The following is a 21,862-nucleotide window of genomic DNA, read 5'->3' as shown; positions in this document are numbered from 1 at the left end:
CATGCCGCTCCCCTTCGAGCTGAGCGTGGCCGATTACGCCGCGCAGCGTGCATCCGCCGCCAGTCCGGTCCTGCTCGACGTCCGCGAACCCGACGAAGTCGCCACGGCCCACATCGCGGGTTCCATCCATATCCCGATGGCCGACATCCCGGCTCGCATCCGTTTTGCCATCCCCTCGCTCACGACCCCCATCGTCGTCCATTGCCATCATGGGATGCGTTCCGCGCGGGTCGCCGACTATTTGCAAAACCTCGGTTACACCCACGTGCAAAACCTCACCGGCGGCATCGACGCCTGGTCCGCCGAGATCGACCCGACCGTGCCGGTGTATTAACCGCCAGCGCTAAAAACCGTGTAGCGTCGAGCCTGTGGCTCGCTTCACCCGAGCCGCGACGTCTGGCCAGTTTTTTTGCGCCAGATCGCACTCCCAGATTCGCAACACCTGCCAGCCTTTCGCCTGCAACGTCGCCGTCACCAGCGCATCGCGTTGCTTGTTTTTTCCCAGTTTCTTCTCCCAAAACTCCGCATTCATCTTCGAGGTCGGCGAATGTTTCGGTCTGGCACTCGCTTTGCTTGAAACAGGGCTATGGCCAAACTCCTCAGCACCAGCGCAACTAAGAAAACCGTTGGCGCGCGTGTCGCATGGCTGGCTGCCGCCTCGCTGGCAGCCATCGCCTTCACCACCTCTGCCCAGGCGCTAGCACTGGCCGGATCACTTTGGTATAATGGCGACTTCGACGGCACCGACGCTTTCCGTAATGATGCGTATGCGCGCGTTTTCAGCGACTTCAACGTGACCGACCCCTCGGGATGGACAGTCAGCGGACTTTACTCGGTGAACTTCATGAACTTCGGCGCGACTACGGCGAGCTACGAGATCCGCACTGGCGTTTCCTCTGGCGACGGAGGCACGCTGGCCTTTAGCGGCACCACGGCTGTGACCCAGACCGCGACCGGACGACATGCCTTTACGATGGATGAGTTCATCATTGAAATGAGCGGGCTGAACATCTTTCTCGCTCCCGGAACCTACTTCTTGAATGTGATGCCGATTGGCGGCGGACAAGCCTACAACTCCACAACGGCAGGTGCTAATTCGGTCGGCAGTCCAGCAGGCAACAATGGCAACGAGTTCTTCAACGCCAATACCTCCGGTGAGTATAACTACACTCCCACAACCGACCTGGACCCTAACGCCTACGACTTCTCGAATGGCGTCATCGGAAGCGTTGCCGTTCCAGAACCCGCCACCTGGGCGCTGCTCGGCCTCGGTGGTTTGGCTCTCGCCCTGCATCGTCGGCGTCCGGCCTGAGTCAAACCACCTCGTCTCGACTCCGTTCCCGCTCTGGCGGGGCGAATCACAGCTCAAGAACGTCCAGAGCGCTCCTGAACCGGGCCAACACCGTCTCCCAATTCTTTTTAGCTAGATCGCATTCCCAGATGCGCAACACTCGCCAGCCTTTCTCCTGCAACGTGGCCGTGACTAACAAATCCCGCTCCCGATTCTTCCCCAGCTTCTTCTCCCAAAACTCCGCATTCGTCTTCGGCAAAGCGAATGCTTCGTCTTGGCACTCAGTCTGCTTTAATGAGCTTATGGCCAAATTCCTCAACACCAGCGCGACGAACTACTTTCTGGAGGAACTGGTCAAGAACGCCCGCGACCGCCTCATCCTCATCAGCCCGTTCCTCAAGCTCAACGACCGGATGAAGGAGCTGCTGGAAGACAAAAACCGCCTCAAGATCGACATCCGCATCGTTTATGGCAAAAACGAACTCCAGCCCGAGGAAATCAACTGGCTGCGCGAACTCTCCTTCGTCCGCACCAGCTTCTGCAAAAACCTCCACGCCAAGTGCTACCTCAACGAAGAGCTTTGCATCGTCACCAGCCTCAACCTTTACGAATTCAGCCAGATCAATAACAACGAGATGGGCATTCTCATCAAGCGCAGCGAGGACAGCGAACTCTACCGCGATGCTTACGACGAAGCCCAGCGCATCATCCGCATTAGCGACGAGATCCGCATCACCTTGGAAAAAGTCAGCCGCGATCAGGAAGATGAACCTTCCACCTCCAGCGCCTCGCCCTCGGCAGATGCGGGCGACAAAAACAACAAACTCAGCACCTCCAAACTGGCTGCGAAGCTCGGGCTTAAAACCGGTGAACTACTCGAAAAACTCACCAATGGCGGCATCCTCGAGAAACGCGAAGGCAAAGACTACCTCACCGAAAAAGGCAAACAAGCTGGCGGCGAATTTAAGATGAGTCAGAAGTTCGGCCCCTACTTTGTCTGGCCGGAAACGCTTCAACCTTAGTTTCTTTTGAAACACGTCCTTCTAACTTGCGCGCTCTTGGCGAGTATTTCGGCCTCGCAAGCCATTCAGCTAGGACAATCCATGAACGAGCTAGTCGCCACTTCAGGTCAGCCGCTCACGGAAGATCATTCCACGCACTCGGCTCAATACCGGAGGGACTCGTGGATCATCGACGTGCAATTTACGAACGAAAAAATTGCTTCCATTACCTATGCCAAGCTCGATCCGCTCACCGAAACGGACATCCAGCAACTCCTGAAAATCCAAAGCACAGGAGAAACATGGAAGCAGATCGGTTTCGCTGGCATGAAAGTCAGGAACTGGATGCGGTCCGACTACGCGATGGCCGTTTACGATCCGAAGTTTCCTCGTGTGCTTCGGTTCTCCGGTGGCAGATACAAGCCTAACTCCGCTCTTCCTTCAACCACACCAGCCCCATTAGCTCGTTCTGTTACTAGCTATCCCTCTCACGCCGCTCCAGAAGAGAGGAAAACACCTCTCTCGACTCCCTATGCGACAACACCTGTTCGCACTTCGAATCAACCCAGTAGCTCCAGACCCAACGGAATCGCCATATTCCTAGCTATCGCAGCGCTTCTCGTCGCGGCGTTCACAAAAGGAAAGTGGGGCCGGCAGCAAAAAGTCTCATCATTACCGCCACCGTTACCCGCGAATGTTCCGGAGCCGAGTTCCTTCAACGAGAAACTCACGCTGGATTCCCTAACTTGGGAACAATTCGAACTCCTCATTGGGCTCATCTATCAGCGTCAGGGATGGGAGGTTGCCATCAGCGGTGGCCTGGGTCCGGATGGCGGAATCGATGTCACTCTCACGCGCGGAAGCGAGAAAGTGTTAGTGCAATGCAAACATCGAAAGGACCCCGTGAAAGTGGAAGAAATCCGCGAACTCTTCGGAGTCCACATGGCAGAACGCAGCACCCGCGCCATTTTCATTACGAGTGGCGAATACACCAAGCCCGGACTCCAGTTTGCCGAAGGTAAAGATATCGAGATGATCAACCGCACTCAGTTGCTGCGGTTGATCGGTGAGGTCACTCGACCCGGCGAAAACCTCTTTCGGGTCAATCAGTGGGTTAAACAATTTGAGGAAGAGGTGAACATCTTCACACCGACATGTCCCAGATGCAGCGCGACGATGTCCTTGAAGAGCGGCCCAGGTTGGCGGCGTTGGTATTGCAGCCGACCACGCTGCCGCGGAGATCGCAAAGCTCGTGCCGACCTGCACTATCACATGGTCCTGGAATAAGACCGCACCCTGTCTGGTCATCCGCAGATTCTCCAGTAGGCTCGGAAACCATGTGTCCCAAGTGTTCCTGCTCGCTCATTTGGCGTACCGCTAGTTGCACATGTTAAGAGCGATTATAAAAAACGGAGATCCTTCGAATCAGAGAGTGAATTGGATATTAGTTTGTATTTCCAAATGGCATATTCCTCGGTCCTAGCTTGGCAAAATTCTGAAAATTCTTTGAAGACCTCACTATTGTGCCGATGCTTCAAAATCACGTCAGCATTCAGATCCATGATACGATCACAGTTGCAGCACTCCCGAATGGTTTCTTTCCATTCAACATGTGTAAAAGCCTCATACAATGGATTTCCTAAAGCGTTTGCAACCATAGGTGCAAATGGGCCCTGGTCATGAGCTTCCCAATGACTTGTATCATTTATCCATTTGGTTCCGCGTTTCAAACAATCGGTTAACCAGTCGAAGCTCCTGATTTCAACACCGTAGTCCTTGGAAAGCTCATTTCGTCTCTCTATCCACTTCGATGAATTTTCTCGAGTCCCGATGACAATAATAAATTTGAGGTATGCCTCAGGATTCCATCTACTGCATGGGAAAAGTTCCTGGGTCATTCGGCAACATCTTTTTAGCCAACTCCGCCAGTGTTCGATTTGATCTAGCGAACGGCTCAGGCGCATGCTCTTTGAGCCATCTTTATTGAAAGGTGGAGTTGAAGGTAACTCAATTTCAATTAGTGACCACAACGTGCCATCACTCCAACGATCATCAGCTAGCGCAAAATCAATCGCATAATGCGATCCCAAACGTATTTCGCTTAGAGCAAAGGGATATTGATTTTCAAAATGAAAGAAGAGCCCGGCATTTCGTTTTAGAAATTCAGTAAGTTTACGCTCTGCAATGTTTGGTGTTTGCAACAGTGAGTTCCATTGGAAAAGGATTCTTTGAACTATATCGGTTTTTGAAAGCCATGACCACGGGAGAGCGGGGTCAGTTGGTTGATAACGATTGATTCTCTCTAACCAGTTGTAATCATGGCGAGGCATACTCGAGACACAGTTGTAGAGTTATTGAATCATACTGTCGCTTTTTTGGGTAATTAGCCTGCATGCGTATTCTCGCTCACTCCACCTGACGGATAAAGTCTCGGCTATTTCAAACCAGTTACCTTGATTGCCTCGACCATGGTTAGCTCCCAAACACGAGCATTCGCATTCGAAACCAGAAGCATTCATACAACTTGGCGCACAAACCTCGTGCTTTCTATAAGGTTGAATGACATAAACTTGTTTGTAGCGGAGAATCGATTTTTCTACGATTTCCTCGAAACGACTTTTCGGTATTTCCCAGCACTTGTAGTTCTCCAAAAATTGCGGCTCCTTTTGACGAGGTCTTTCTTTTAACCAAGCACGATTGTCACGGGCAAAAGGCAGGCGGATCAGCAATGGTTTGGCACCGCCTTGGCGGTAAACAATAGGAATTTTTTTCTGCTCCCAAATGATTAAGAGATTCTTATCTCGCGAATTCATGGAGCCAGCGTGCTAGATGCGAACCTATCAGTGTAAACGAAACTCAAATTTACTGGGCTTACCTGTAACGTTCTCACAGAAAACCAAGTTCATTGTTCCCATATATTCGAATGGCGAGTGATGTCGCTCACGGTGAAAAAGGTGAATTCTGTCTCCGTTTGCTGCCGCGTTCTTGATTCTGTCGTCGCTGCCGTTTTTGTCCTCGCCTTCCCAAAATAGTTTTTTTCCATCTAACTGGTCGGCATATTGCACTGATCCTTCCTGCTTCACGATGGTTACATACAGAATGATGACGTTCTGCTTCGCCGGTGTAATTACACCTCGGGCGATGGCATTGAAAGTTTTGTATCCCCACAATTTTGCCAGAGTTGGCCGATCCCACTTACTACCGATTGGGATGTTACTGAAATCAATCGGCATAATGGTGGGTAAGTGGGAGAGATTACTTTCCGCTTGGGTAGATCAGTGGGAAACCCTTAGCTATTGGGAGTGCCGGTGCCGCCCGTGGGATTTCCGATGTCTTCTTTTTTCTTCCGTGCGGTGCGTTCGATGTGACTGGCGCTTAGCCAGGCGCGGAGTTTGTCGGCGTTGCGGCTGTATTTGTTGTGCATGATGGCGTCGAGGTAGTTGACCTCTTTCATGCCCGCTTTGATGAGGCGACCCACGGCGCTGGTGTTTTCCACTCCGTCGTTGTCCACGCTCTCGACGTCGTCTTTCGCTCCGTCGATGGCTTTGCGGTCGTCCACGAGGTCTTGCACGAAGTCGGCGGGGAGTTCGTTGGCGATGAAGCGGGCGGCGAGGGCGGTCTTGGCGGCGAGTTGCGCGGGGGTGTCGTTCGGCGCGGGCGCGAGCAGGGCGAGGTAGGCGTCGGCGGTGGTGATGAGGTCGGCCTGGGAGGGCGAGGCCACGGCGGGAAATTGGTCGGCGAGGCCGGGTGCATCCTGATCCATGGCGACGGCGGTGCGGCGGATGTTTTGCACGTCGAGCCGCAGGGCGTCGATGAGGACGGATTTGGCGGTGACTCCGCCGCCGAGTTGCCCGGCTTTGGCGAGGTCGAGTTCGGCGATGATGCGGGTGAGGTTGGCGAAATGGCCCAGGGCGTTGCTGCCGGGGGCAAAGTCGGCGGAGTTGTCGGTGCCAAAGGTGGTCACGCGGCCAAACATGTCGTAACGGGCGGTTTCTCGGTCGTTCATAGTGATGTGGATTTTGAGGTGGTGGTTGCGGGTGAATGATGGACGGGAGCGAAGTCTATTGGCGCGTTGAACCCAAAAACAAGGCTTAAAAAGGTTTTTAATGATCACTCACGCGAAAAGACTCTCCTGACTGTTCCCCGCAGAGGGATTTAAGAATCGCCGAAGCAGGCCGGAATAGCCCGGAACAAGCCGAATATCAGTGACTTACGAAGGACAGAATCGCGAATCGCCGGTTTGAGACAAAAAAGGCCAGAAACGGCCAAATGAAATAGGTATGAGAACGAATCGCGGCTGTGGCTCAGAGTTCTTGCAAGCCGCTTGCAGCCATGCAGAATCGCGCCTGCACACCCTTTTTTCTGCGATGATCCGCACTGACATGACCTGAGTTGGCAGAACGCCCGCATGACCGCAGCCGAGTGGCTGGCGAGCATCGGTCTGTCTAAAAAGGTAAACATTAAAGGGCAGGTCATCGATCTGCGTCCACACATAGCCAGCGTGCCTGGTGATGGCAAGGAGCGCGTCATGGTCATCGGCGCGGCGAGACGGCTGCTCATCAAACGTGGTGCAGACGGCGTCATGCTTCCGGCCTCCGAAGCGGACGAATGATCAGCTCGCGCATTTCCTTCACCTCTCCCTTGCGGCAGTTGTTGAGCTGGTTGCGGATCACCGTGCCCAGCAGCTCGTGCTCCGTGAAGATCTCCCGGTTCTCCGGGCTGTCATCGACCGTCAATACCCACTGGCCCTTCAGCTTCAGAATCGCCGCTGCCAGCTCCTGCATCTGCTCCACGTTCCAGCCTTCATACGCGCCCGGATCGCAGTTCAAATACGGCGGATCGATAAAGAAAAACGTGTTCACCCGGTCGTAGGCCTTGAGGCATTTCCGATAGTCGAGCTTTTCCACGACAACCCGGTCGAGACGGGCGCTGAGAGCCTTGATCCGATCCAGCTTCCCCTGGCGCGACACAGCAGCGCTCCCGAGGCCGAAATTTTCCCCTTTGCCACCCCAGGACATCGCATTCAGGAGAAACCACCGGGCCGCACGCTGGATCTCCGTGGCAGGCAACGAGTCGCGAGCGCGATCAAACTCCGCCCTGGCATTCAATCCATCCAGCTCATCCAGGAGCGCAGGCAGATGGAAACGGGCGTTGCGGTAGAAACACACCAGATCCTCATTCGTGTCATTGATCACCTCGCGGCTCGACTTCTCTTTAGCCAGGAGAACAGCGAGGCCACCGGCAAACACCTCCACATAGGTCTCGTGCGGCAGGATCATGGGCAGGAGCGTTTTGAGGTGGCGGCTTTTGCCACCGGGCCAGCGGAGAACGGGTAAAATGCGTTTCATCCTCAAAGCATGGCACGCCACTCGGCTTCCATTGCTTTTCTGACCTTCGCCAGGGCACGGCGCTCGATGCGCAGAATGGTCGAGGGATGGCAGTCGCAATAGGCCGCGAGGCTGGCCAACGACACCGTCTGATTTCGTTGCAGCCGCGTGCGCGAAATGGCCAAGCCCAGATCGATTCGATCCCGACTCTTCAACCCATGAATGTTGCGACTCGACGCATACCGGATTCATAGAAGATCGATCTGGTGGCATTGCGTTTTCTGCGCCTTTTTCCGGCCAGATTTTTGCGTCAGCACCTTGTGAGCAGCGGCGAGCGACTCGCAGGTCTTGTCGAAGGGCAACGCCTTTTCACCGACCTTGCGCAAGCCCATGAGCTGATGTTCCAGCACGCTTTGATACGACTTCGCGGCAGCCAGATATTCCTCGCCGTGATGGTTCATGTGCGTCTGCACGGCCTTCAAAAAGTAACGTCCAAAACTGTGGATATCCTCCGGGCGGGCATTCTCCACAATGCCGCGAATCACCGTCAGCAAAATGGACTCCAGCCTCTCGGCTGGCAAAGCGCGACTGCGCTCCTCCAGATAGACAGCGGGCAACGAGATCGCCTGCTGAAGCATGGCCAGCTCCTGAAAATACAGCTTCTCATGTCCTGCATAAAATCGCGCCTTCAGCCTGGCTAAAATGCGGCCAGACAGATCGGCGGATTTGTCGATGGGAGTGCTCATAGGGACCCCTGCCGTTTCCACCGTTTCCACGGCAGCGTGATGTCCGTGCGTTTAACGCCATGTTTTCTGGTATGCAAAAGCCCACTAAAAAACTCGACGTAGCGGATCAGTGCCGCATCGCCGGGGATATGAATCAGAAATGCAACCCTTATACCGACTGGCAATCTCCCTGCTGCGCGCAGCAATCTTGCTATTTTCCGACCGGTCGCGGATTTCGCTTGGTCCGGACAATATGGTGTGAAATGCAGCCCAGCACGATGTCCGCAAACACCCGCAAACCCAGAAAGCAAAAACGCGATCCATACACCGACTACACAAGCTGTTGTTCGGCTAAAAACGGCCCGCTGCCCGCCGACGTATCCGAGCGAATACGTGTTGCCCCGCGTGTCACTTCCCCGCCTCATGACACCCGCCCCCGGTGAAAGCGGCAATAATAACCCGTGTAACGATGGGTCATCTTGTCGGCCTGCGACTTGAGGCTGTGGCATTTGTTAAATTCCTCCAGCGTCACCTCTCCGAAATACTTGTAACCCGGCGAACCCGGATGGCTGAAAATGTCGAAGTCGAAATCATTCTCCACAATCTCGCGCAGATCGCGGTCGCTAAATCCTTCCTCCTTCAGTTGCCGCGAGGTCACCCAGCCGTGGCCTCGGAGGCGGTTGAGCAGCGCCGCCTTGCGCGTTTCCAACTCTCCAGCCGGGCGCACATAGTCGTCGAATGAGAGCTGCTGCTCGCTCATTTCAATCGAAGCAGATCGCGCCCTCCCAGCGGTCGGTGGATTTGTGTCTCCATTCCTGAGATAAAACCACGGCTGGCGGCGCTCTGGACCTTGCGCAGAGGCTTTGCTTTTATCTGCTGCATTTCGGGCACCAGCACACTCAGCTTTTCCTGGCGGGCTTTTTCTTCCCGAAGCACCAAACCCGTTTGCGAAGCGGTCAGTTGAAAATGCTCCCGCGACTCCATGAGTTGCGCCCTCACGCCCCAGGCAAATCCAGCCAGGAAGTTGTTCCTTTTCAGCGTCGTCACCTTCCGGCGCTGGCGCTTCTCAGCAACGTCATAGTCGCGGGCGGCAGCGCGTCCGGCGCGGCGCAGGAAATCAAAGACATATCCGGCGATTTGCACATCCGTTTCGCGCCCGACAAACAACACGCTCGCCTCCGAGAAACACTGCTCCACATGGAAAAAACGGACCACGATTCCGCAGATCGCACGGGTGAAACGATCTGCCCGGCCGCACTTGAAATGCTCACCTGTCAACGGCTCGCCCTGATCGTCCAGGTTGAGCGCGGCGACATCGACATGATGCCTCTCCGCCAGATCGAAAGCGAGAGCCGCAGCGCGTTCGGCTTCGGCGGGAGTGGCGGCTTGATCCTGGGAGAGCCGGAGCAGCTTTTTAATGCGTTGCAGGATCGTTTCCGAGGCGGTGCATTCCTGCTGCACCGGCTCCACTTCGTCGAGCGGCTCCGCATCCCATTCAAACTCGGCTTGGTAACTCATGACTCGGCAAAGTAAATGGCGAGCGACTCGTAGAGCTTCTCGGCCAATTCCTCGGGCATGGTGAGGAGCATGTCTTCCAGATCGATCTCGATCACGCTCTCGTCGGGATCGCCCTCCACGCGATACTCCTCGGCGGGCAACTTGCGCACCGTCATGTCGATGTCCTCCACCCAGATCTGGATCATCCTTCCCTCCTCGCCTCGGCCATCCACTGCAAATCATTCAGGGCGGCATTGGCTTCCAAACGGGTGCAGCCGGTCGCGTAGGCGACGATGGCGTCGATGTTCAAAGTGATCTGCGCTGCCTGGGACAATTCGGCCCGGATCTCCGACCGGCGCGATTCGATAAAATCCAGCGTTGCCTGGTCATGGCTAAAGCGCGTGGCCAGGTAGTCGAGCTGCCGATGCGTGCGGCAACCGCGAATGCCTTTCCAGAGATCATTCCCCGTCAGATTGGCGATGTCCGTCAGCTTCAAAGCGACTCTCCTTTTCCCTGGCGCTTTGCATTCTGAGTTCCTACCGAATAACCCGTCAGCCAGGCTTCTCTCAAGAGCAGCGAATCAGCGTCAGCCTCGCAGGTTTCCACTGGTGGAATAGTGGTGCCCTCTTCGCCATCACGGACGCCCATGTCGAAGGCGACGTGCTCCTGTTCCGAATGTCCGCAATTAGGCTCACAGCCGCCACGGTCTGGCAAATCTGCTGGCCTTGCGAAAGTGATTTTCAAAACGGCCCTCCCGCTTCACCAGACACGTGTCTGTCAGCCTCGGTTTCTGTGTTTTGCGGGCCCACACTTTCCGCTGCTTTTTCGAGCCAGAGATTGACTGGCGTTCCGCGCTCCAGAAGCGCAGTAATGTAGGCTTCATTCGTCGGCATTCCCGTGACGGATCGAACAGCCACAGGCGCATCGGGCAGATTGTAGGTGTAGGGTCGGTGCTTGGCCGTCGTTAGCCACTTCGAGAGGCGGTTGCGCAGGGTGTGCTGGAGGTTCAGCAGCTTGGGAATCGGCAATTCCTCCCACACCACATCGTCGTAAAGATCGCGGGCGATGGATTCGATATACGCGGGCTGGAACAGGCGGTTGATAAACCAGAGGAGCCGCTTGCGTTCGCCGGGCTCATCGGCCTCGGTGAGCTTCTCGTATTCGCTGGCATGGCGACGGTTCGGGTTGCGTTTGCCGGGTTTTACCTCGGGCACGTGCGCAGCCTGCGCGGCGTCGTGATTCTCCAATGCCGCTGCCAGGATCGCGGCATCCAGATCCGTGGAATCGGCCAGCAGCGCCATCGTCGCGAAAATGCGGTCCCAATGCGACGGCTTGAATTCACTGGAACTCAGATCGCGCCCCAGCGCCTGCCGGGTAATGGCGTGGCGCACCGCGTCGCTGGCCTTCCAACCCTTCGCCTTGCAGACTCGATTCAGCTCCAGAAAATACTTCCGGCGCACCGGCGAAAGTGGCGTCCGGTAGTGGGCGACTTCTGTCATTGTCAGAGTGGCCTTCATACCTCAAAAATATCTGCAATCACCACTCGCTTTCGCCGGAACCAGAGCGTGTGTGTCGCCATGCAAACACCCGCTCGCACCCTGACCCTGTCCGATAAAATCAATGCCCTCGCGCCGGGCGGCTCGGTGGAGATTTCCCGCCTGAGTCCCCGCCGATTTTGCACCGCAGAACGGAGCGGCGACGGTCGCACGGTTCGCTTTGTTCGGCACATCAAGAACAGCGCCACCGTCTTCCAACAACGCGGCTTTTTCTTTGTGCTGGTCCGGTAAAGAAACCTTTATGGAAGAGCCTCCGATTCGGAGGCTTTTTTTGTGCCCCAGCGTGGTTTTCATGCCCTCTCCTTTCTCGGAATAAAGGCGTTCAGCTCGGGATTGGGCCGCAACTGGCGGAGACGGCCCGAGTCGCCCCGCAGATCCTCAAACCACGGGCAGGCCGGATCGTTCAGCTTGCGGCAAAGCGAGCCCGGATGCCAACTCCGGTCCTGGGCATATTCGTCGAGCGTCAGCGGCGAAAAAATATCAAACTCAAAGGCCCAGCCATGCGCCGCCAGCTCACGCAGCGCGAGGTAATCCTCCTCGCGCATCGTCTCGGGTGGCGTGGCAACGATCCTCATAGCGATCTGTTGTAGGCGATCAGCTCGTTGAGCGCTTTTTCGTCAGCTTCCTTTGCGATCCGAATCTTCTCCCGCACTCTTTCCGTGTCGGGCTCGGAGGGACGCTCCAGCGCCATGTCATGGTTGACGATCCGGACATACAAGGCTCCGATGGCGCGGTCAATGGTGGCAGGACTGAGCGGGTTCATGTTAGGCGATCACTCTCAAGATGATGGTGGAAATGTCTGTGCCAGATTCCTTGAATGCGCCGCACTCCACCTCTTCAATCTCGTGTTTTATATTGGCGATTAGCTTCTGAAAACGCGCGCGGCTAGTGTTAGGAGCCATCACGGAAACCAGCACGCCGCCGGGTGCTAACCAAACCTTCAGCGCGTGCTCGACATGAGCGATGTCCTGATTCCTCGTGAACGGCGGGTTCATTACGATGCGAGTGAATCGCTCGGATGGATTCACTGGAAAACAGGAGAGGAAATCAGACATTCGGACCTTGTAACGGGCTTTCAACGCCTCGGCTGATGGCCCGTGAATCTCTATGCAAAGCACATCCTTGGCCCCCATCTCCATGCACGCATCAGCCAGTGCGCCGCCGCCTGCGGAGGGTTCCAACACCATCTCGCCCGCGACCATAGCCATCTGCGCGATCTGCATCGCCAAGGCACGAAGCGTGTAGAACGCCTGCCGTTCGTTTTTTTCATCCACGACGACTCCCGTTTCCAAGGCGATGCCGAGTTTTACCAGCGGATCACCGTCAAAAACGTGCGCCTTTTTGTTCGTCATCCACTTGCCACCCGCCATAACAATGGCCTTGTTGACGGCCTCATACATTTTCCTGTCGAGCTGGCCAGATGGCAGAAAAAGCAGATTCCCGGAGATCGTCGAAGCCCGCAAAATAGCAGTGACTTCGGGAGTGAGCTTCACGTTTCCCATAAGTTAGGCGTTCGCCAGATCGAGGTTGATGGGGAGGTATTCGCCGCTTTTTTCATCACGCTCGTAGAAGCGGATGTAGCTGCGGCTGGTGGCGACGTTCAGGCTGTCGCTGATGGCTTCCATCGCCGCCACCCACTTGGGATGATCGAAGTTATGCCGACGCAGGCTGAGGACGCGCCCGGTGCTGATGTTCCCCTGTTTATCCACCTGGAAGGCGCTGGCGACGATGGTGCGGATCTCCTTGCCGCTGTCTTGGCTCCAGAGGGTGAGGCATTCGTCGATGAGCTGCTTGGCGGCTTGCAGGCGTTCGTCGAAGACCAGCACATCGGCAATGGCGCGTTGCACCTTGTAGCGTCCGTCGAAGGACATCAGCGTGAGGTTGCCCTTGATGCCGCCGAGCTTTTTGAGGCCATACTTTTCGGCGGAAATCTCGGCAAACGCCTGGATGTCGGCATTGGCCAGGTCGCGCAGTTTACGGAGGACATCGCGCGCGGCCTTCGCTTCCTGCACCAGCTTGGAAATGAGATCGTCGCGTTCGAGGTCGATGGGTTTGATGGAGGCCAATGGGACAAGTCGTCCCTGGCTGTCGGCTTTGTAGTTTTCGAGGTTTTGCATAAATGTTAGGAGTTGGTTGTTAGAATTAAAGTGTGCCGATGACCTCGCCCATGTTCACGCGGTGCAGCGTCATGCCGAGGAACTCGGCGGTGCAGTCGTTAAACATCTGCGGCGACCACCACTCCCGAAGCTTCAGAGAGTTTTCGACGGATCTATAAACTTCGTCTTGAATGGTGGCAGGGGCTTCCACGCGGATGAGCTGGCCGCTATTGAGAACGAGATCGAGGTAATACTTGTCCATGATGTTAGCGGCTTTCGCCGGTGTGGGGTTCCGGTGGTTGAGGTTTGCGGAGGACGCCCTTATTGGCGGCGATATCGCGCTCGCACTGGCGATAGAGAAGGCGGGCAAACTCCTGAGCAGCGGTCTTGTTGCGCGTGCGCGTGGAGATCCGCAGCAGATCCTCTTTGAAGCGCACTCGTGCCTGATAGATGGCAGAGAGCCGCCGCCGATAAAGGCTGATCACGAGGACCGGCTCAGAAGCCCGGCGCTCGCCTTTCTTGAGCTTCTTTTCCTTGCCAACGGACTCCGGGAATAATAGCGGCGGGTTCATGGCTATCTAACGGTGAATCCCATCATGGCCTTGACTTGCAGCACGGTGCTTTCCACGTCGCTGAGGTGCTGCGGTTCCTCCATGCCGAGGCGATCTGCCACGCGGGTGATGAGGTCGTAGCGGCCAAACTCATTGGCGTGCCGGGCAATGAGCTTGCAGCTCGCTTCGCTGCTGCCATTCAGATTCAACTCGCGCTGGTCCATAAACTTCTGCACGTCTGCGGGGTGGATCTTCGTGAGCGTCTCGACGTGGTCGGTGCGCCGGACGATTTGCAGGCTCTCCATCCAGGCAATGCGCTTGATGCGGTTCCACAATTCCGGGATGGCGCAGATGATGACGACGGTCGGCGTCTGGTTCAGGATCAGCTTGATGAGGTTGATCGATTTCGGCCCGAAATACTCGCCCTCGTCGATGAGAAGGACCGTTTTGCGAACCTTCAAAATCTCGATCAACGCCTTTTCCGCCGCGCCGCTGCTGGGCAGGTTTTCCGTGATGCCCGTGGCTCGGCACAGATCCACGCAGGCCGAAAAATAACTATCCCGCCAGGATTCCCGCGCCTCGATAAAGAGTCCGCCGGTGCGGGCTGCGGCCTCGCGCAGGAAAGCTGTCTTGCCGCCGCCCGAATCGGCGAGATACACCAGCAGCCGGTTTTGCGTCTCGCTGCCGTGAAGGATGGTGACGCGATCCAGCAAGGTCTGGAAGTGAGGGAAGGTGATGAACACCGTTCCCTGGCGAACCTTCGAGGCCAGCGCTTTGCGCTCCTGGATGCGGCGATACATGCTCTCGCATTCATTCAGCACTTCGCTAATGCTGCCCTGGTAAAAAAGCTGGCCGTAGTTCGGGTTGCGCTCGCCTTTGCGGTGCAGCACGATGACTTCTTTGTTCTCGCCTTTCTTGGTGATGTCGCGGGTGAGAACGGACTCGGCATCCACCCAGCGCCGCACGCGGCTCCAGGTGGTGTCGGCGTAGCCGAAATTGTATTCGCGGCAGAAGACGCTGTCGGAGCGGTCGCCCTGCTCGGCGATGAGCTTGGCGATAATGTCCGGCATCGGCTGGAGTTCGGGAGGCTGTTCCTCGGTGATGGTTTCTTTCATGAGTTGGGGTGCTTTTGGTTTTGGTTAGATCCAGCTCTCGTCGGGCGCAGGCTGGGATTTTCTCTGTGCGAGAATGCGTTCGGTATCGAGCCGGGCGACTTCCGTGGGATTGATGGACTTCACCTTTTTGCGGAGGCGATCTGTCTCGCCGATGGCCGACTCCATGCGGTCGGCCTTCTCGAAGGAAGCAGGCTCGGTGGTGCTGGCGAGTGGGAAGGTCTGGACGAGACGGTGAATCGTGGCGGCGTTCTGCCGGGCATCAGCAGCGGCGGCGAGTTCGTCGGGCTGGTGCAGGTCTCTTACGCGGCGCAGATCGCGCTGGGTTTGCGCCTGCACATCGGCAATCGCTTCCTGGCTAGTGGCATCCTGGCTAAACCATTCGGCCTCGCCCTTGGCCGGAATGCTTTCGATGTAAGCGCCGTCGGCGGTGAGTAGATGCAGGAACTGCGGATCGCGCCTGTTGAGCGCCCAGAGCACGCGCTGGCCGGTGCCATTGAGCGTGGCGATGGTCATGGAGTGGCGCGAGGCAAAAGTAAGCGGCTCGCCTTCGAGGGTGACTTTGATTTCGTTGCGCTCGATCTTCGTCCAACCTTTGCGGAAAAGAATCAGCGCTGCCACGTTGTTCGCCAATGGGTGCACTTCGCCGGGCCGATTGGCATATTCGCGCTGGGGATCGTTGCCAACGGCGCGAAGGCGGGTGGCCACCTTAATATTAGGAGCCGGGGCATCGTCTTCGGGTGGCAATGGAATCGGGTGACAGGCTCGGGCGGATGTTAGGGTCATAGGTTAGGAAGCGTGGGAGGATTGGCATCGCGGACGATGGCGGCGAAAACGGAGGTGATTTTGCGGAATTGGGCATCGGTCATTTCCGCAACCTTTGGGACGCAGCCCAGAGTGCGGCTCGTCAGCGCAAAACGGTCGATGCCCAGCTTCAAGCTCTCGACTTCCTTCCACAGCCCGAAGTAGATGCCGTTGCGCTGCTGGGGAGCGAGGGGTGCTGCGCCAGACTCCTTCAGCTTGTAAACTTTAGGCGTGGAGGACGGGACTTGAACCCGCATGCCTGCTGTCTCCCGGTGATCTACCCGGTCCGTCGCGGCGTCCGTATCGGTTGCGTCTGCCAATTCCGCCACCTCCACTGAAAAATCTATCGTGTGAGCCGTTGCCGATCTGGCAGCAGGTGCGGCGATGTCCGTATCTGTCCAAACGCCCGGAGCGGTCTCTTCCTGGAAGAATTTTCCGTGGCCACGATACTCGTGGCCCGCCTCGGTGTTGTGGCGCTTAATGGCTTCGCGCACCTGCTCGTTCAACTCGAACAAGCGCAACATCGGGAGCTTCAATTTACAGCGGCGACCGGACGCGATCTCGAATTGGGCGAGCTGCTCGGCCTGGTCGATAAGCGTGCCGTTGTATTCGCGCCCCTTGCCTGCCTTCGGCCTCTCGAAGAAATTGCCCTTGCCCATGTCGCCCAGGCTCTGGGGCTGGTTTTCAAACTTGTTGCCGCGCTGACCGGGCAGATGCAGCAACGCGTAGTGCAGCCAGCGGTTGAAGCTCTCGATGACTGCCTTGCCGCAGGCATTGCCACGCGCTTTGTCGCGAGGACCCCCGACCCACTTGATGCCACCGACCATGCCGGTGCGATGCACCTTCAGGTTGCCATTGGTGAGCCCCTCCAACAGCGACTGCGCGGCCTCGCTGCACGCCGTGGCTCCGCGCTCGAAAAGAATATGAGTCGTATAGCCGACTCCCAGGCCGAAGCCGGGCACCTGGAGCATGTGCGCCACCAGCTCATCCACATCCTCCTGCTTGATCGCGGCGGCGGGCTTGAGCACGTAGCCGACAATCATCCGGCTGCCGACTTCCATGAAGATGTAGAGAACCACTTCGATAGCCTGGCCGGTGGCCTCGTCGATGCAGACGATGTCGAGCCGGACGTCGTCCAGGGTAAACAACTCGCATTTGCGGAGCCTCGAGTAGTTCATGTTCACATAAGCCCCGACGCCTTTTCCGGCGCTGCCGCCGTTGTTGCCGAGGGCGCGAACCGCACGGGAGGGTTTGTGATTGCAAAATGTGCGGTAGCACCAGGGAAGTTCTGCGCCGATGGCCACTTGATCGTAGTCCACTCCAGGCAATGGGCGGCGGGCCTCGTAATCTTTCTGGATCGATTGGAAAACTGCGCTGATCGGCGATTTCTTATGCTTGTCGCGGCCGCCGGTCACCAGCGTCATGCGCCGGTGAAATTCCTGAATCAGCTTGCGCGGCAACTTGTCGTTTCCATTGCAGCCGGCCTTGTAGTTGCAGAGCAACGCCTCGGGTTTGCAGACGTGGTCGGGCGATGCGTGATCCTCGCGGCCTCCGGCGTGCCAATAATCCCATTCCCGGCGAAGGGACGACTCGCCAATCGTGAGAAGCCATTGCCCGCCCAGGCCATCGGAGAGCATCAGGCCATTGACCAGCTTATGCATCCGCTTGAGTTCACGCCCGATTTTGCCGCCCGATTTCACGGCCAATGCAGCCGCCTTGAAATGCTCGTGCAGCTTGAGGGCACGAGCGCGGTTCCAGGAGGCCACGGATGTCAGGCGTTCGCTCATTGTGGGGCTTGAGACATGCTGCCGTGCTCGCCCTCTTCCTCGACCGGGTCGCTGGTCATCACCCAGCGCATGCCGGTGAGTTTTTCCAAGGTGGCATGGAGCCGGGTATGGGTGGCCTCGTATTGCTCTGGGGTGAGGTCGTCACGCACCGTCAGCGTGGTATCGAGCACGTCGAAAAAAGAGAGCTGCCAGTCGGCAATCAGATCCGGCGGCGGCGTGTTATCTTCGGGCGTCGTCGTCTTGAGCGTGTCGACGAGGCGGTAAAGGTCTTTGGAGGTTTTGTCGTGCAGCGCCTGCGCGGTCTTCAGCGCATCGACATCTTCCAGGCTGTGGTCGCTGGTGAGGCCGCAGTTCCGGGCGGCGTTCATGTAGTTGGTGGCCGTGCGCCGGTTGAAGTTTGGGAAGCGTTCTTCCAGCCAGTTGTAGAAGCCTAATTCAGCTTTCTCCTGCTTCTTTTTATCAGCCTTGGAAAGTGCGGAAACGTTTCCGGACTTTTTTGGTCGCCCCGAAATATCGAGATGCAGCTCGCGTCCTTTGAGCAGGCAGAGGCCGATGGCGACGCGGTCGTAGATCGACTCATTGCGCCAGGCGAGTTCGCGGGCAAAGTCGGCGGAAAGCAGGTCGCTAATCTGTTGCTCCAACGTCTCGATGGAGACCGGCTCGCCCCGCTTGACCCGGCGCATCGGAGGCAGGCTGTCGAGCACCGCGAGCGTGACTTCGCGAACAGCAACCACGGCGGGAGTGGTTTCCAAAGCGGCATCTGTTTCCTGCCAACCAGCCTCCGCGTTTTTCAGACACGTCTTAGTGCCGCGATGGGCTTTGAGGCCACGAGCGAGAAAGTTAGGTTGCCCGCAATCGGGGCAGGTGAGGAGTTTTTCGGATTTGGCCATGTTAGCGGCGGGTGGCGAGGTTGGAGTAGATGACTTCCCGACCGATGGTGACCTTATGTTCACGAGGGAAGCCGAGCCGGGAGGCGACGCCATCACGCTGACGGGTATCGGCGATGCGGCGGCAGAGTTCGCGGGTGGCAAGATAGTTTTGGCCGATGGTTAGGAGGCGGGTGTTTTTCATAATTGGTTAGGATTTGAGGGCTTTGCGGCTGCGGGCTTCGGTGGCGCGTTGGATGAGGCGCAGGAGTTGCGCGGCGTCGAGGTCATCGACCAGCGCTTCCACGCGGGTCATGTAAACGCTCGGGTCGTAGAGGGCGGTCTCGGCCAGGCGCAGGACGACCGAGCGGCGAGTGATGGTGTAGCGCTGCTTGTCGCGATCTGTGACGCCGTGGGCCTCCAGTTTGCCTTCGCCGATGAGGTCGTAGATGTGCTGCCGTTCCCGCCCGAGACACTTCTGGACTTCGTCTGGACGCAGGAGCAGCTTGCCGTAAGGCACCAGCCAGTCGAAGTCCATTTGAGCCGTGTTGTCGGGTTTGGGCATGGTTAGTGGCCTTAGCGAAAAGATTGGTAGTCGTGGCCGCTGTCGCCGCCCTGGGGATCGCCCCAGGAGCGGGGAGAAACCTGAGAGCTGAAACCTGAAAGCTGAGTGGCGGCAGCAAATTCGAGGCGCTTGGCAATGAGCGCGGCCTCGATGCTGGCCGGGGTGCAGGGGCTCGCCACGTAGAAGGTGGCTCCGTAAGCCGCACTAAATGGCACGCGGTCGGTGAATTGCAGCGCCCCGTAAAATTCACCCTGGTAAACCACGCCCAATCGGGCGCAGGTCACGGGGAACATTTCCATGAGGGGAGCGATCATCGAGCGGCCTCCTTCCGGCTTGCCAGCGCATCCAGCCGTGCGGCAAACTCCGGCCCATGTCCCAGACTGTGGCCGAACTTTTTAAGCTCCTCGATATAGCGAAGGAACGCTGCGTTTCTCCGCCCTCGCTGAGCCTCCTGATCCTGAAGATCCAGATCCTCGTGGAAAAGCTGGCCAAGGAGATTGCTGATGTCCGGAGTGATAATGAATCCCTTCGCCACCAACTTGCGGAGCGAACGACGCATTACAAAATCCTGATACGCGCCAACGAGCTGAACGCGGAGAAGGAAGCAGCGGAAAGCCAGACGCTCAAACGGTCTGCGAAAACGGTAAACCCAAAGAGAAAGCCACGCGCTCAAAAGGGAAAGGCCTTCGGCGGGGTAACGAAGCGCCAGCCAGAGAATTCGACCCCTGCCCGAGACCTTGGCGACGAGGAGATTGATATTTAAACCACTCATCGAGCGACCTCCGCCACGAGCGCGGCGATGAAGACGCGGACGTTGCGCACGTAGGCATTCCGGGGGCTGGCCGCGTGAGCCAGAACGATGAGTTCCGCGAGGCTCTTCATAAACTAATGGTTCCCCTGCACCCGTTTGCCTCACAGCAGTCGAGGAATTCCTCCACCGTCAACGGAGTAGGACAGATAGTGATGTTCGCTTTATGTTGTGAGGCAAACCACAGCCAAAAACTCGCCTCTTTCTTGGACATATAAATTCCCGAGACGGTGACGTTATGCCCGCCTTTAAGAGCACGGGTCAGTAGCGGATTTGCCTCGCGAAAGTCGACTGTTGCGAAGGATCGTTTAGCGATTTCTTTAGGATCGAGTTCAGCTTCTCTCACTTGGCTGCTCCCTTCTGGCTTTTCACAAAGGCGTGATAACGGGCGGTGAGGCTGTGGCTCACACGTTGGCCGAGCAGCACGCGGTAGAGATGGGTGCGGTCCACGTCGAGTTCACGGGCAGCGCGCAAAATTCCTGGGAAACGGGGGTTTTTGCAGTTGTATGGTTGCTTAGTGGCGGGCATCATTGGATAACCAATATAGGAAATCCAATAACCTGCAAGCGACAAATTATGGGAAAACACATTTTTTCTGAGAGTCTGCGGTCTCTCATGGAGAGCAAAGGAATGACGCAGCAGCAGCTCGCGGAAGCTGCTGGTGTTAACCAGGCCTCAGTTCACGCTTGGACAAAAGACAGCATTCCTAGAGGTGATGTTCTCCTGAAAGTCGCACGCACTCTGGGTGTCCCGATGGAATCGCTGCTCACGGGACAAAGCCAATCCCAGAGCCAATCGTTTTCTGTTCTCCGAGAAGAAGCTCCCTCTCTAACACGGGCTGAAGTGCTTAAAGCCAAGCAGGATATTCAGGCTTTGGTGGAGGAGGCGTTTGCCCGTCTCCTTAAAAAAATTTAGCCAGATTTGTTGCGGGCAACATTCCTTGTTTATGGTCCTTACCGATCCTAAGGCATGGATTTCACACTATGGTGAAGAACAAAATGCCATTCGCGTTGCTGAAAGCACCGAGCGCTGGCGTGGCATTTATGGGGCTGGCTTCGATTATTACGGCCTTTCACAATGGCCAGCTTGGGAATTGGAGCCGTTGTGGGAAAACGAGTGGCCACGCCGCTGGGAAAACTGCGGCGGCGTTTTTTACGACGGGCGAATGATCGCCATGAAGTCAGCTCCAGTTTGGGGAAAACTAAGCGGAACTTTCCCCGATGGACTTGGCAATCCGTATCCTCAGTATTCGCTTACGAGCTATGTATATTTGAAGCCAGTCGGAGATCGTGAAACATGGGCTCTCGGCGTGGCGTCTTGGGAGGAAATCAAGGAGCAAAGCAGACTGGCTTCGGATTTTGAGCAATTTACAAGGAGTGGTGATGAAATACGCAAGTGGGCTGAAAAGCTGCGGCGTGAACAAAATGAGAAGTGGGTCGATCTGCAAGAATGGTTAAACACACCAATTCCCGGCGAGCCCGCGAAGGATGCACCACGCGAAGAATGGCTGGCCTTTTTCAAAAAAAAAGAAAGGCAGAGAGTCGAGAAAGCGAGAGAAGACCGTGAGCGTGTCCAAGCCGAGACCGTGGATAAAAACCGTGTGTTCCGGCTTCTAGAAACTTCAGAATATCAAGACGGATACACGATAATTGTTCCCGGCGATGAGAGATGGGAAATCTTGGCTGCTGCGGTCAATGAACTGGTGGCAACTCCTCATTTCGATAGCTATCCAAAATGGAAAGCTAGAGCATGGCTGCTTGCGGCTAACATGCAGAAAAAACTCATGAGACAAAATGATGAATTGGAGTGTCTCCGAGAAGCCCTTCGACTCGATCCTAAGTTGCCAATCAAGCGGAGGATCAAAAGCCTTTCCTAA

General features: G+C 56.6%; 37 protein-coding genes and 1 pseudogene. 10 read left to right on the top strand and 28 right to left on the bottom strand.

The window, feature by feature from the left end:
- Position 1 precedes the first annotated feature (1 nt).
- Positions 2 to 334, top strand: coding sequence for a rhodanese-like domain-containing protein (locus ABIT76_08910; protein MEO7933262.1), 333 nt, complete (start codon positions 2 to 4; stop codon positions 332 to 334).
- 9 nt (positions 335 to 343) lie between these two features.
- Here ABIT76_08910 and ABIT76_08905 read toward each other — a convergent pair whose 3' ends face one another.
- On the bottom strand, positions 344 to 532 hold the full coding sequence (locus ABIT76_08905) for a hypothetical protein (protein MEO7933261.1): 189 nt from the start codon (positions 530 to 532) through the stop codon (positions 344 to 346).
- A gap of 54 nt (positions 533 to 586) precedes the next feature.
- On the opposite strand from ABIT76_08905, the gene ABIT76_08900 reads away from it, so the two are divergent.
- From ABIT76_08900 to ABIT76_08890, 3 genes are all read left to right on the top strand, one after another.
- Complete coding sequence (locus tag ABIT76_08900) at positions 587 to 1,312, top strand: PEP-CTERM sorting domain-containing protein (GenBank protein ID MEO7933260.1); 726 nt, start codon at positions 587 to 589, stop codon at positions 1,310 to 1,312.
- A gap of 281 nt (positions 1,313 to 1,593) precedes the next feature.
- The gene (locus tag ABIT76_08895) at positions 1,594 to 2,313 is read left to right on the top strand and encodes a phospholipase D family protein (protein MEO7933259.1); all 720 of its coding nucleotides are present in this window, start codon (positions 1,594 to 1,596) and stop codon (positions 2,311 to 2,313) included.
- Positions 2,314 to 2,394: 81 nt separating this feature from the next.
- The gene (locus ABIT76_08890; protein ID MEO7933258.1) at positions 2,395 to 3,579 is read left to right on the top strand and encodes a restriction endonuclease; all 1,185 of its coding nucleotides are present in this window, start codon (positions 2,395 to 2,397) and stop codon (positions 3,577 to 3,579) included.
- A 113-nt stretch (positions 3,580 to 3,692) separates the two neighbouring features.
- On the opposite strand, the gene ABIT76_08885 is transcribed toward ABIT76_08890, so the two are convergent.
- The 4 genes from ABIT76_08885 to ABIT76_08870 are packed head-to-tail and all read right to left on the bottom strand — an operon-like array spanning position 3,693 to position 6,298.
- Positions 3,693 to 4,622, bottom strand: coding sequence for a Shedu anti-phage system protein SduA domain-containing protein (locus tag ABIT76_08885; protein MEO7933257.1), 930 nt, complete (start codon positions 4,620 to 4,622; stop codon positions 3,693 to 3,695).
- A gap of 21 nt (positions 4,623 to 4,643) precedes the next feature.
- Positions 4,644 to 5,105, bottom strand: coding sequence for a hypothetical protein (locus ABIT76_08880; protein MEO7933256.1), 462 nt, complete (start codon positions 5,103 to 5,105; stop codon positions 4,644 to 4,646).
- 27 nt (positions 5,106 to 5,132) lie between these two features.
- Positions 5,133 to 5,525: a hypothetical protein gene (locus ABIT76_08875; protein MEO7933255.1), complete on the bottom strand. Its 393-nt coding sequence runs from the start codon at positions 5,523 to 5,525 to the stop codon at positions 5,133 to 5,135.
- Positions 5,526 to 5,581: 56 nt separating this feature from the next.
- Positions 5,582 to 6,298, bottom strand: a complete 717-nt coding sequence (locus tag ABIT76_08870) for a hypothetical protein (protein ID MEO7933254.1) — start codon at positions 6,296 to 6,298, stop codon at positions 5,582 to 5,584.
- Between the two features lie 402 nt (positions 6,299 to 6,700).
- Between ABIT76_08870 and ABIT76_08865 the strand changes: the two genes are divergently transcribed.
- Entirely contained in the window at positions 6,701 to 6,904 is a 204-nt protein-coding gene (locus ABIT76_08865) for a hypothetical protein (GenBank protein ID MEO7933253.1), read from the top strand.
- On the opposite strand, the gene ABIT76_08860 is transcribed toward ABIT76_08865, so the two are convergent.
- The 8 genes from ABIT76_08860 to ABIT76_08825 all read right to left on the bottom strand — a co-directional run bounded on the left by ABIT76_08860 (position 6,873) and on the right by ABIT76_08825 (position 11,358).
- Positions 6,873 to 7,640: a DNA adenine methylase gene (locus ABIT76_08860; GenBank protein ID MEO7933252.1), complete on the bottom strand. Its 768-nt coding sequence runs from the start codon at positions 7,638 to 7,640 to the stop codon at positions 6,873 to 6,875. The genes ABIT76_08865 and ABIT76_08860 overlap by 32 nt on opposite strands.
- A gap of 2 nt (positions 7,641 to 7,642) precedes the next feature.
- A complete protein-coding gene (locus ABIT76_08855; protein ID MEO7933251.1) occupies positions 7,643 to 7,834 on the bottom strand; it encodes a hypothetical protein in 192 nt (63 codons plus the stop codon).
- Positions 7,835 to 7,867: 33 nt separating this feature from the next.
- Entirely contained in the window at positions 7,868 to 8,365 is a 498-nt protein-coding gene (locus tag ABIT76_08850; GenBank protein ID MEO7933250.1) for a hypothetical protein, read from the bottom strand.
- Between the two features lie 400 nt (positions 8,366 to 8,765).
- Positions 8,766 to 9,104, bottom strand: a complete 339-nt coding sequence (locus tag ABIT76_08845) for a hypothetical protein (protein MEO7933249.1) — start codon at positions 9,102 to 9,104, stop codon at positions 8,766 to 8,768.
- Positions 9,101 to 9,862: a DUF2786 domain-containing protein gene (locus ABIT76_08840; GenBank protein MEO7933248.1), complete on the bottom strand. Its 762-nt coding sequence runs from the start codon at positions 9,860 to 9,862 to the stop codon at positions 9,101 to 9,103. The genes ABIT76_08845 and ABIT76_08840 overlap by 4 nt, the downstream gene beginning before the upstream one ends.
- On the bottom strand, positions 9,859 to 10,047 hold the full coding sequence (locus tag ABIT76_08835) for a hypothetical protein (protein MEO7933247.1): 189 nt from the start codon (positions 10,045 to 10,047) through the stop codon (positions 9,859 to 9,861). The genes ABIT76_08840 and ABIT76_08835 overlap by 4 nt, the downstream gene beginning before the upstream one ends.
- Positions 10,044 to 10,337, bottom strand: coding sequence for a hypothetical protein (locus ABIT76_08830; GenBank protein MEO7933246.1), 294 nt, complete (start codon positions 10,335 to 10,337; stop codon positions 10,044 to 10,046). The genes ABIT76_08835 and ABIT76_08830 overlap by 4 nt, the downstream gene beginning before the upstream one ends.
- A gap of 244 nt (positions 10,338 to 10,581) precedes the next feature.
- Positions 10,582 to 11,358, bottom strand: coding sequence for a hypothetical protein (locus tag ABIT76_08825; GenBank protein MEO7933245.1), 777 nt, complete (start codon positions 11,356 to 11,358; stop codon positions 10,582 to 10,584).
- A 60-nt stretch (positions 11,359 to 11,418) separates the two neighbouring features.
- On the opposite strand from ABIT76_08825, the gene ABIT76_08820 reads away from it, so the two are divergent.
- Positions 11,419 to 11,628 carry a hypothetical protein gene (locus tag ABIT76_08820; GenBank protein MEO7933244.1) on the top strand — a complete coding sequence of 70 codons (210 nt, stop codon included), beginning with the start codon at positions 11,419 to 11,421 and terminating at the stop codon, positions 11,626 to 11,628.
- 59 nt (positions 11,629 to 11,687) lie between these two features.
- Here ABIT76_08820 and ABIT76_08815 read toward each other — a convergent pair whose 3' ends face one another.
- The 10 genes and pseudogenes from ABIT76_08815 to ABIT76_08770 form a co-directional block, all read right to left on the bottom strand.
- Entirely contained in the window at positions 11,688 to 11,972 is a 285-nt protein-coding gene (locus tag ABIT76_08815; protein MEO7933243.1) for a hypothetical protein, read from the bottom strand.
- Positions 11,969 to 12,160 carry a hypothetical protein gene (locus ABIT76_08810; protein MEO7933242.1) on the bottom strand — a complete coding sequence of 64 codons (192 nt, stop codon included), beginning with the start codon at positions 12,158 to 12,160 and terminating at the stop codon, positions 11,969 to 11,971. Before ABIT76_08810 ends, ABIT76_08815 begins: the two co-directional genes overlap by 4 nt.
- A 1-nt stretch (position 12,161) precedes the next feature.
- On the bottom strand, positions 12,162 to 12,899 hold the full coding sequence (locus tag ABIT76_08805; GenBank protein ID MEO7933241.1) for an SAM-dependent methyltransferase: 738 nt from the start codon (positions 12,897 to 12,899) through the stop codon (positions 12,162 to 12,164).
- A gap of 3 nt (positions 12,900 to 12,902) precedes the next feature.
- On the bottom strand, positions 12,903 to 13,514 hold the full coding sequence (locus ABIT76_08800) for a DUF3164 family protein (protein ID MEO7933240.1): 612 nt from the start codon (positions 13,512 to 13,514) through the stop codon (positions 12,903 to 12,905).
- Between the two features lie 25 nt (positions 13,515 to 13,539).
- Entirely contained in the window at positions 13,540 to 13,755 is a 216-nt protein-coding gene (locus ABIT76_08795; GenBank protein ID MEO7933239.1) for a hypothetical protein, read from the bottom strand.
- A gap of 4 nt (positions 13,756 to 13,759) precedes the next feature.
- Complete coding sequence (locus ABIT76_08790; protein MEO7933238.1) at positions 13,760 to 14,065, bottom strand: hypothetical protein; 306 nt, start codon at positions 14,063 to 14,065, stop codon at positions 13,760 to 13,762.
- A 2-nt stretch (positions 14,066 to 14,067) separates the two neighbouring features.
- Positions 14,068 to 15,159, bottom strand: coding sequence for an ATP-binding protein (locus ABIT76_08785; GenBank protein MEO7933237.1), 1,092 nt, complete (start codon positions 15,157 to 15,159; stop codon positions 14,068 to 14,070).
- A 24-nt stretch (positions 15,160 to 15,183) separates the two neighbouring features.
- The gene (locus tag ABIT76_08780; protein ID MEO7933236.1) at positions 15,184 to 15,942 is read right to left on the bottom strand and encodes a hypothetical protein; all 759 of its coding nucleotides are present in this window, start codon (positions 15,940 to 15,942) and stop codon (positions 15,184 to 15,186) included.
- A complete protein-coding gene (locus ABIT76_08775; protein MEO7933235.1) occupies positions 15,939 to 16,217 on the bottom strand; it encodes a hypothetical protein in 279 nt (92 codons plus the stop codon). The genes ABIT76_08780 and ABIT76_08775 overlap by 4 nt, the downstream gene beginning before the upstream one ends.
- Positions 16,191 to 16,295: pseudogene (locus ABIT76_08770) on the bottom strand. Before ABIT76_08770 ends, ABIT76_08775 begins: the two are co-directional and overlap by 27 nt.
- A gap of 102 nt (positions 16,296 to 16,397) precedes the next feature.
- Between ABIT76_08770 and ABIT76_08765 the strand changes: the two are divergent.
- The gene (locus tag ABIT76_08765; GenBank protein ID MEO7933234.1) at positions 16,398 to 17,759 is read left to right on the top strand and encodes a hypothetical protein; all 1,362 of its coding nucleotides are present in this window, start codon (positions 16,398 to 16,400) and stop codon (positions 17,757 to 17,759) included.
- Here the strand turns inward: ABIT76_08765 and ABIT76_08760 are convergent.
- Genes ABIT76_08760 through ABIT76_08745 form a run of 4 tightly spaced genes read right to left on the bottom strand, consistent with a single transcriptional unit; the run spans position 17,744 to position 19,492 of the window.
- Entirely contained in the window at positions 17,744 to 18,637 is an 894-nt protein-coding gene (locus ABIT76_08760; protein MEO7933233.1) for a hypothetical protein, read from the bottom strand. The two genes, ABIT76_08765 and ABIT76_08760, sit on opposite strands and share 16 nt — an antisense overlap.
- Position 18,638: 1 nt before the next feature.
- Positions 18,639 to 18,818, bottom strand: a complete 180-nt coding sequence (locus ABIT76_08755; GenBank protein ID MEO7933232.1) for a hypothetical protein — start codon at positions 18,816 to 18,818, stop codon at positions 18,639 to 18,641.
- Positions 18,819 to 18,824: 6 nt separating this feature from the next.
- Positions 18,825 to 19,178 (bottom strand): hypothetical protein, encoded by a 354-nt coding sequence (locus tag ABIT76_08750; protein ID MEO7933231.1) that lies wholly within the window; start codon positions 19,176 to 19,178, stop codon positions 18,825 to 18,827.
- Between the two features lie 11 nt (positions 19,179 to 19,189).
- Positions 19,190 to 19,492: a hypothetical protein gene (locus tag ABIT76_08745; GenBank protein ID MEO7933230.1), complete on the bottom strand. Its 303-nt coding sequence runs from the start codon at positions 19,490 to 19,492 to the stop codon at positions 19,190 to 19,192.
- Between the two features lie 68 nt (positions 19,493 to 19,560).
- Here ABIT76_08745 and ABIT76_08740 point away from each other — a divergent pair, with 68 nt between their 5' ends.
- Entirely contained in the window at positions 19,561 to 19,941 is a 381-nt protein-coding gene (locus ABIT76_08740; protein ID MEO7933229.1) for a hypothetical protein, read from the top strand.
- A 387-nt stretch (positions 19,942 to 20,328) separates the two neighbouring features.
- On the opposite strand, the gene ABIT76_08735 is transcribed toward ABIT76_08740, so the two are convergent.
- Positions 20,329 to 20,517: a hypothetical protein gene (locus tag ABIT76_08735; GenBank protein MEO7933228.1), complete on the bottom strand. Its 189-nt coding sequence runs from the start codon at positions 20,515 to 20,517 to the stop codon at positions 20,329 to 20,331.
- Positions 20,518 to 20,562: 45 nt separating this feature from the next.
- On the opposite strand from ABIT76_08735, the gene ABIT76_08730 reads away from it, so the two are divergent.
- Positions 20,563 to 20,901 carry a helix-turn-helix transcriptional regulator gene (locus ABIT76_08730; protein ID MEO7933227.1) on the top strand — a complete coding sequence of 113 codons (339 nt, stop codon included), beginning with the start codon at positions 20,563 to 20,565 and terminating at the stop codon, positions 20,899 to 20,901.
- A gap of 31 nt (positions 20,902 to 20,932) precedes the next feature.
- Positions 20,933 to 21,862, top strand: a complete 930-nt coding sequence (locus ABIT76_08725) for a hypothetical protein (GenBank protein ID MEO7933226.1) — start codon at positions 20,933 to 20,935, stop codon at positions 21,860 to 21,862.

This window comes from Chthoniobacterales bacterium (assembly GCA_039930045.1).
GTDB lineage: Bacteria > Verrucomicrobiota > Verrucomicrobiia > Chthoniobacterales > DASVRZ01 > DASVRZ01.
Note: the sequence above shows the minus strand (reverse complement) of the source record. Positions and strands in the feature narration are given on the sequence as shown.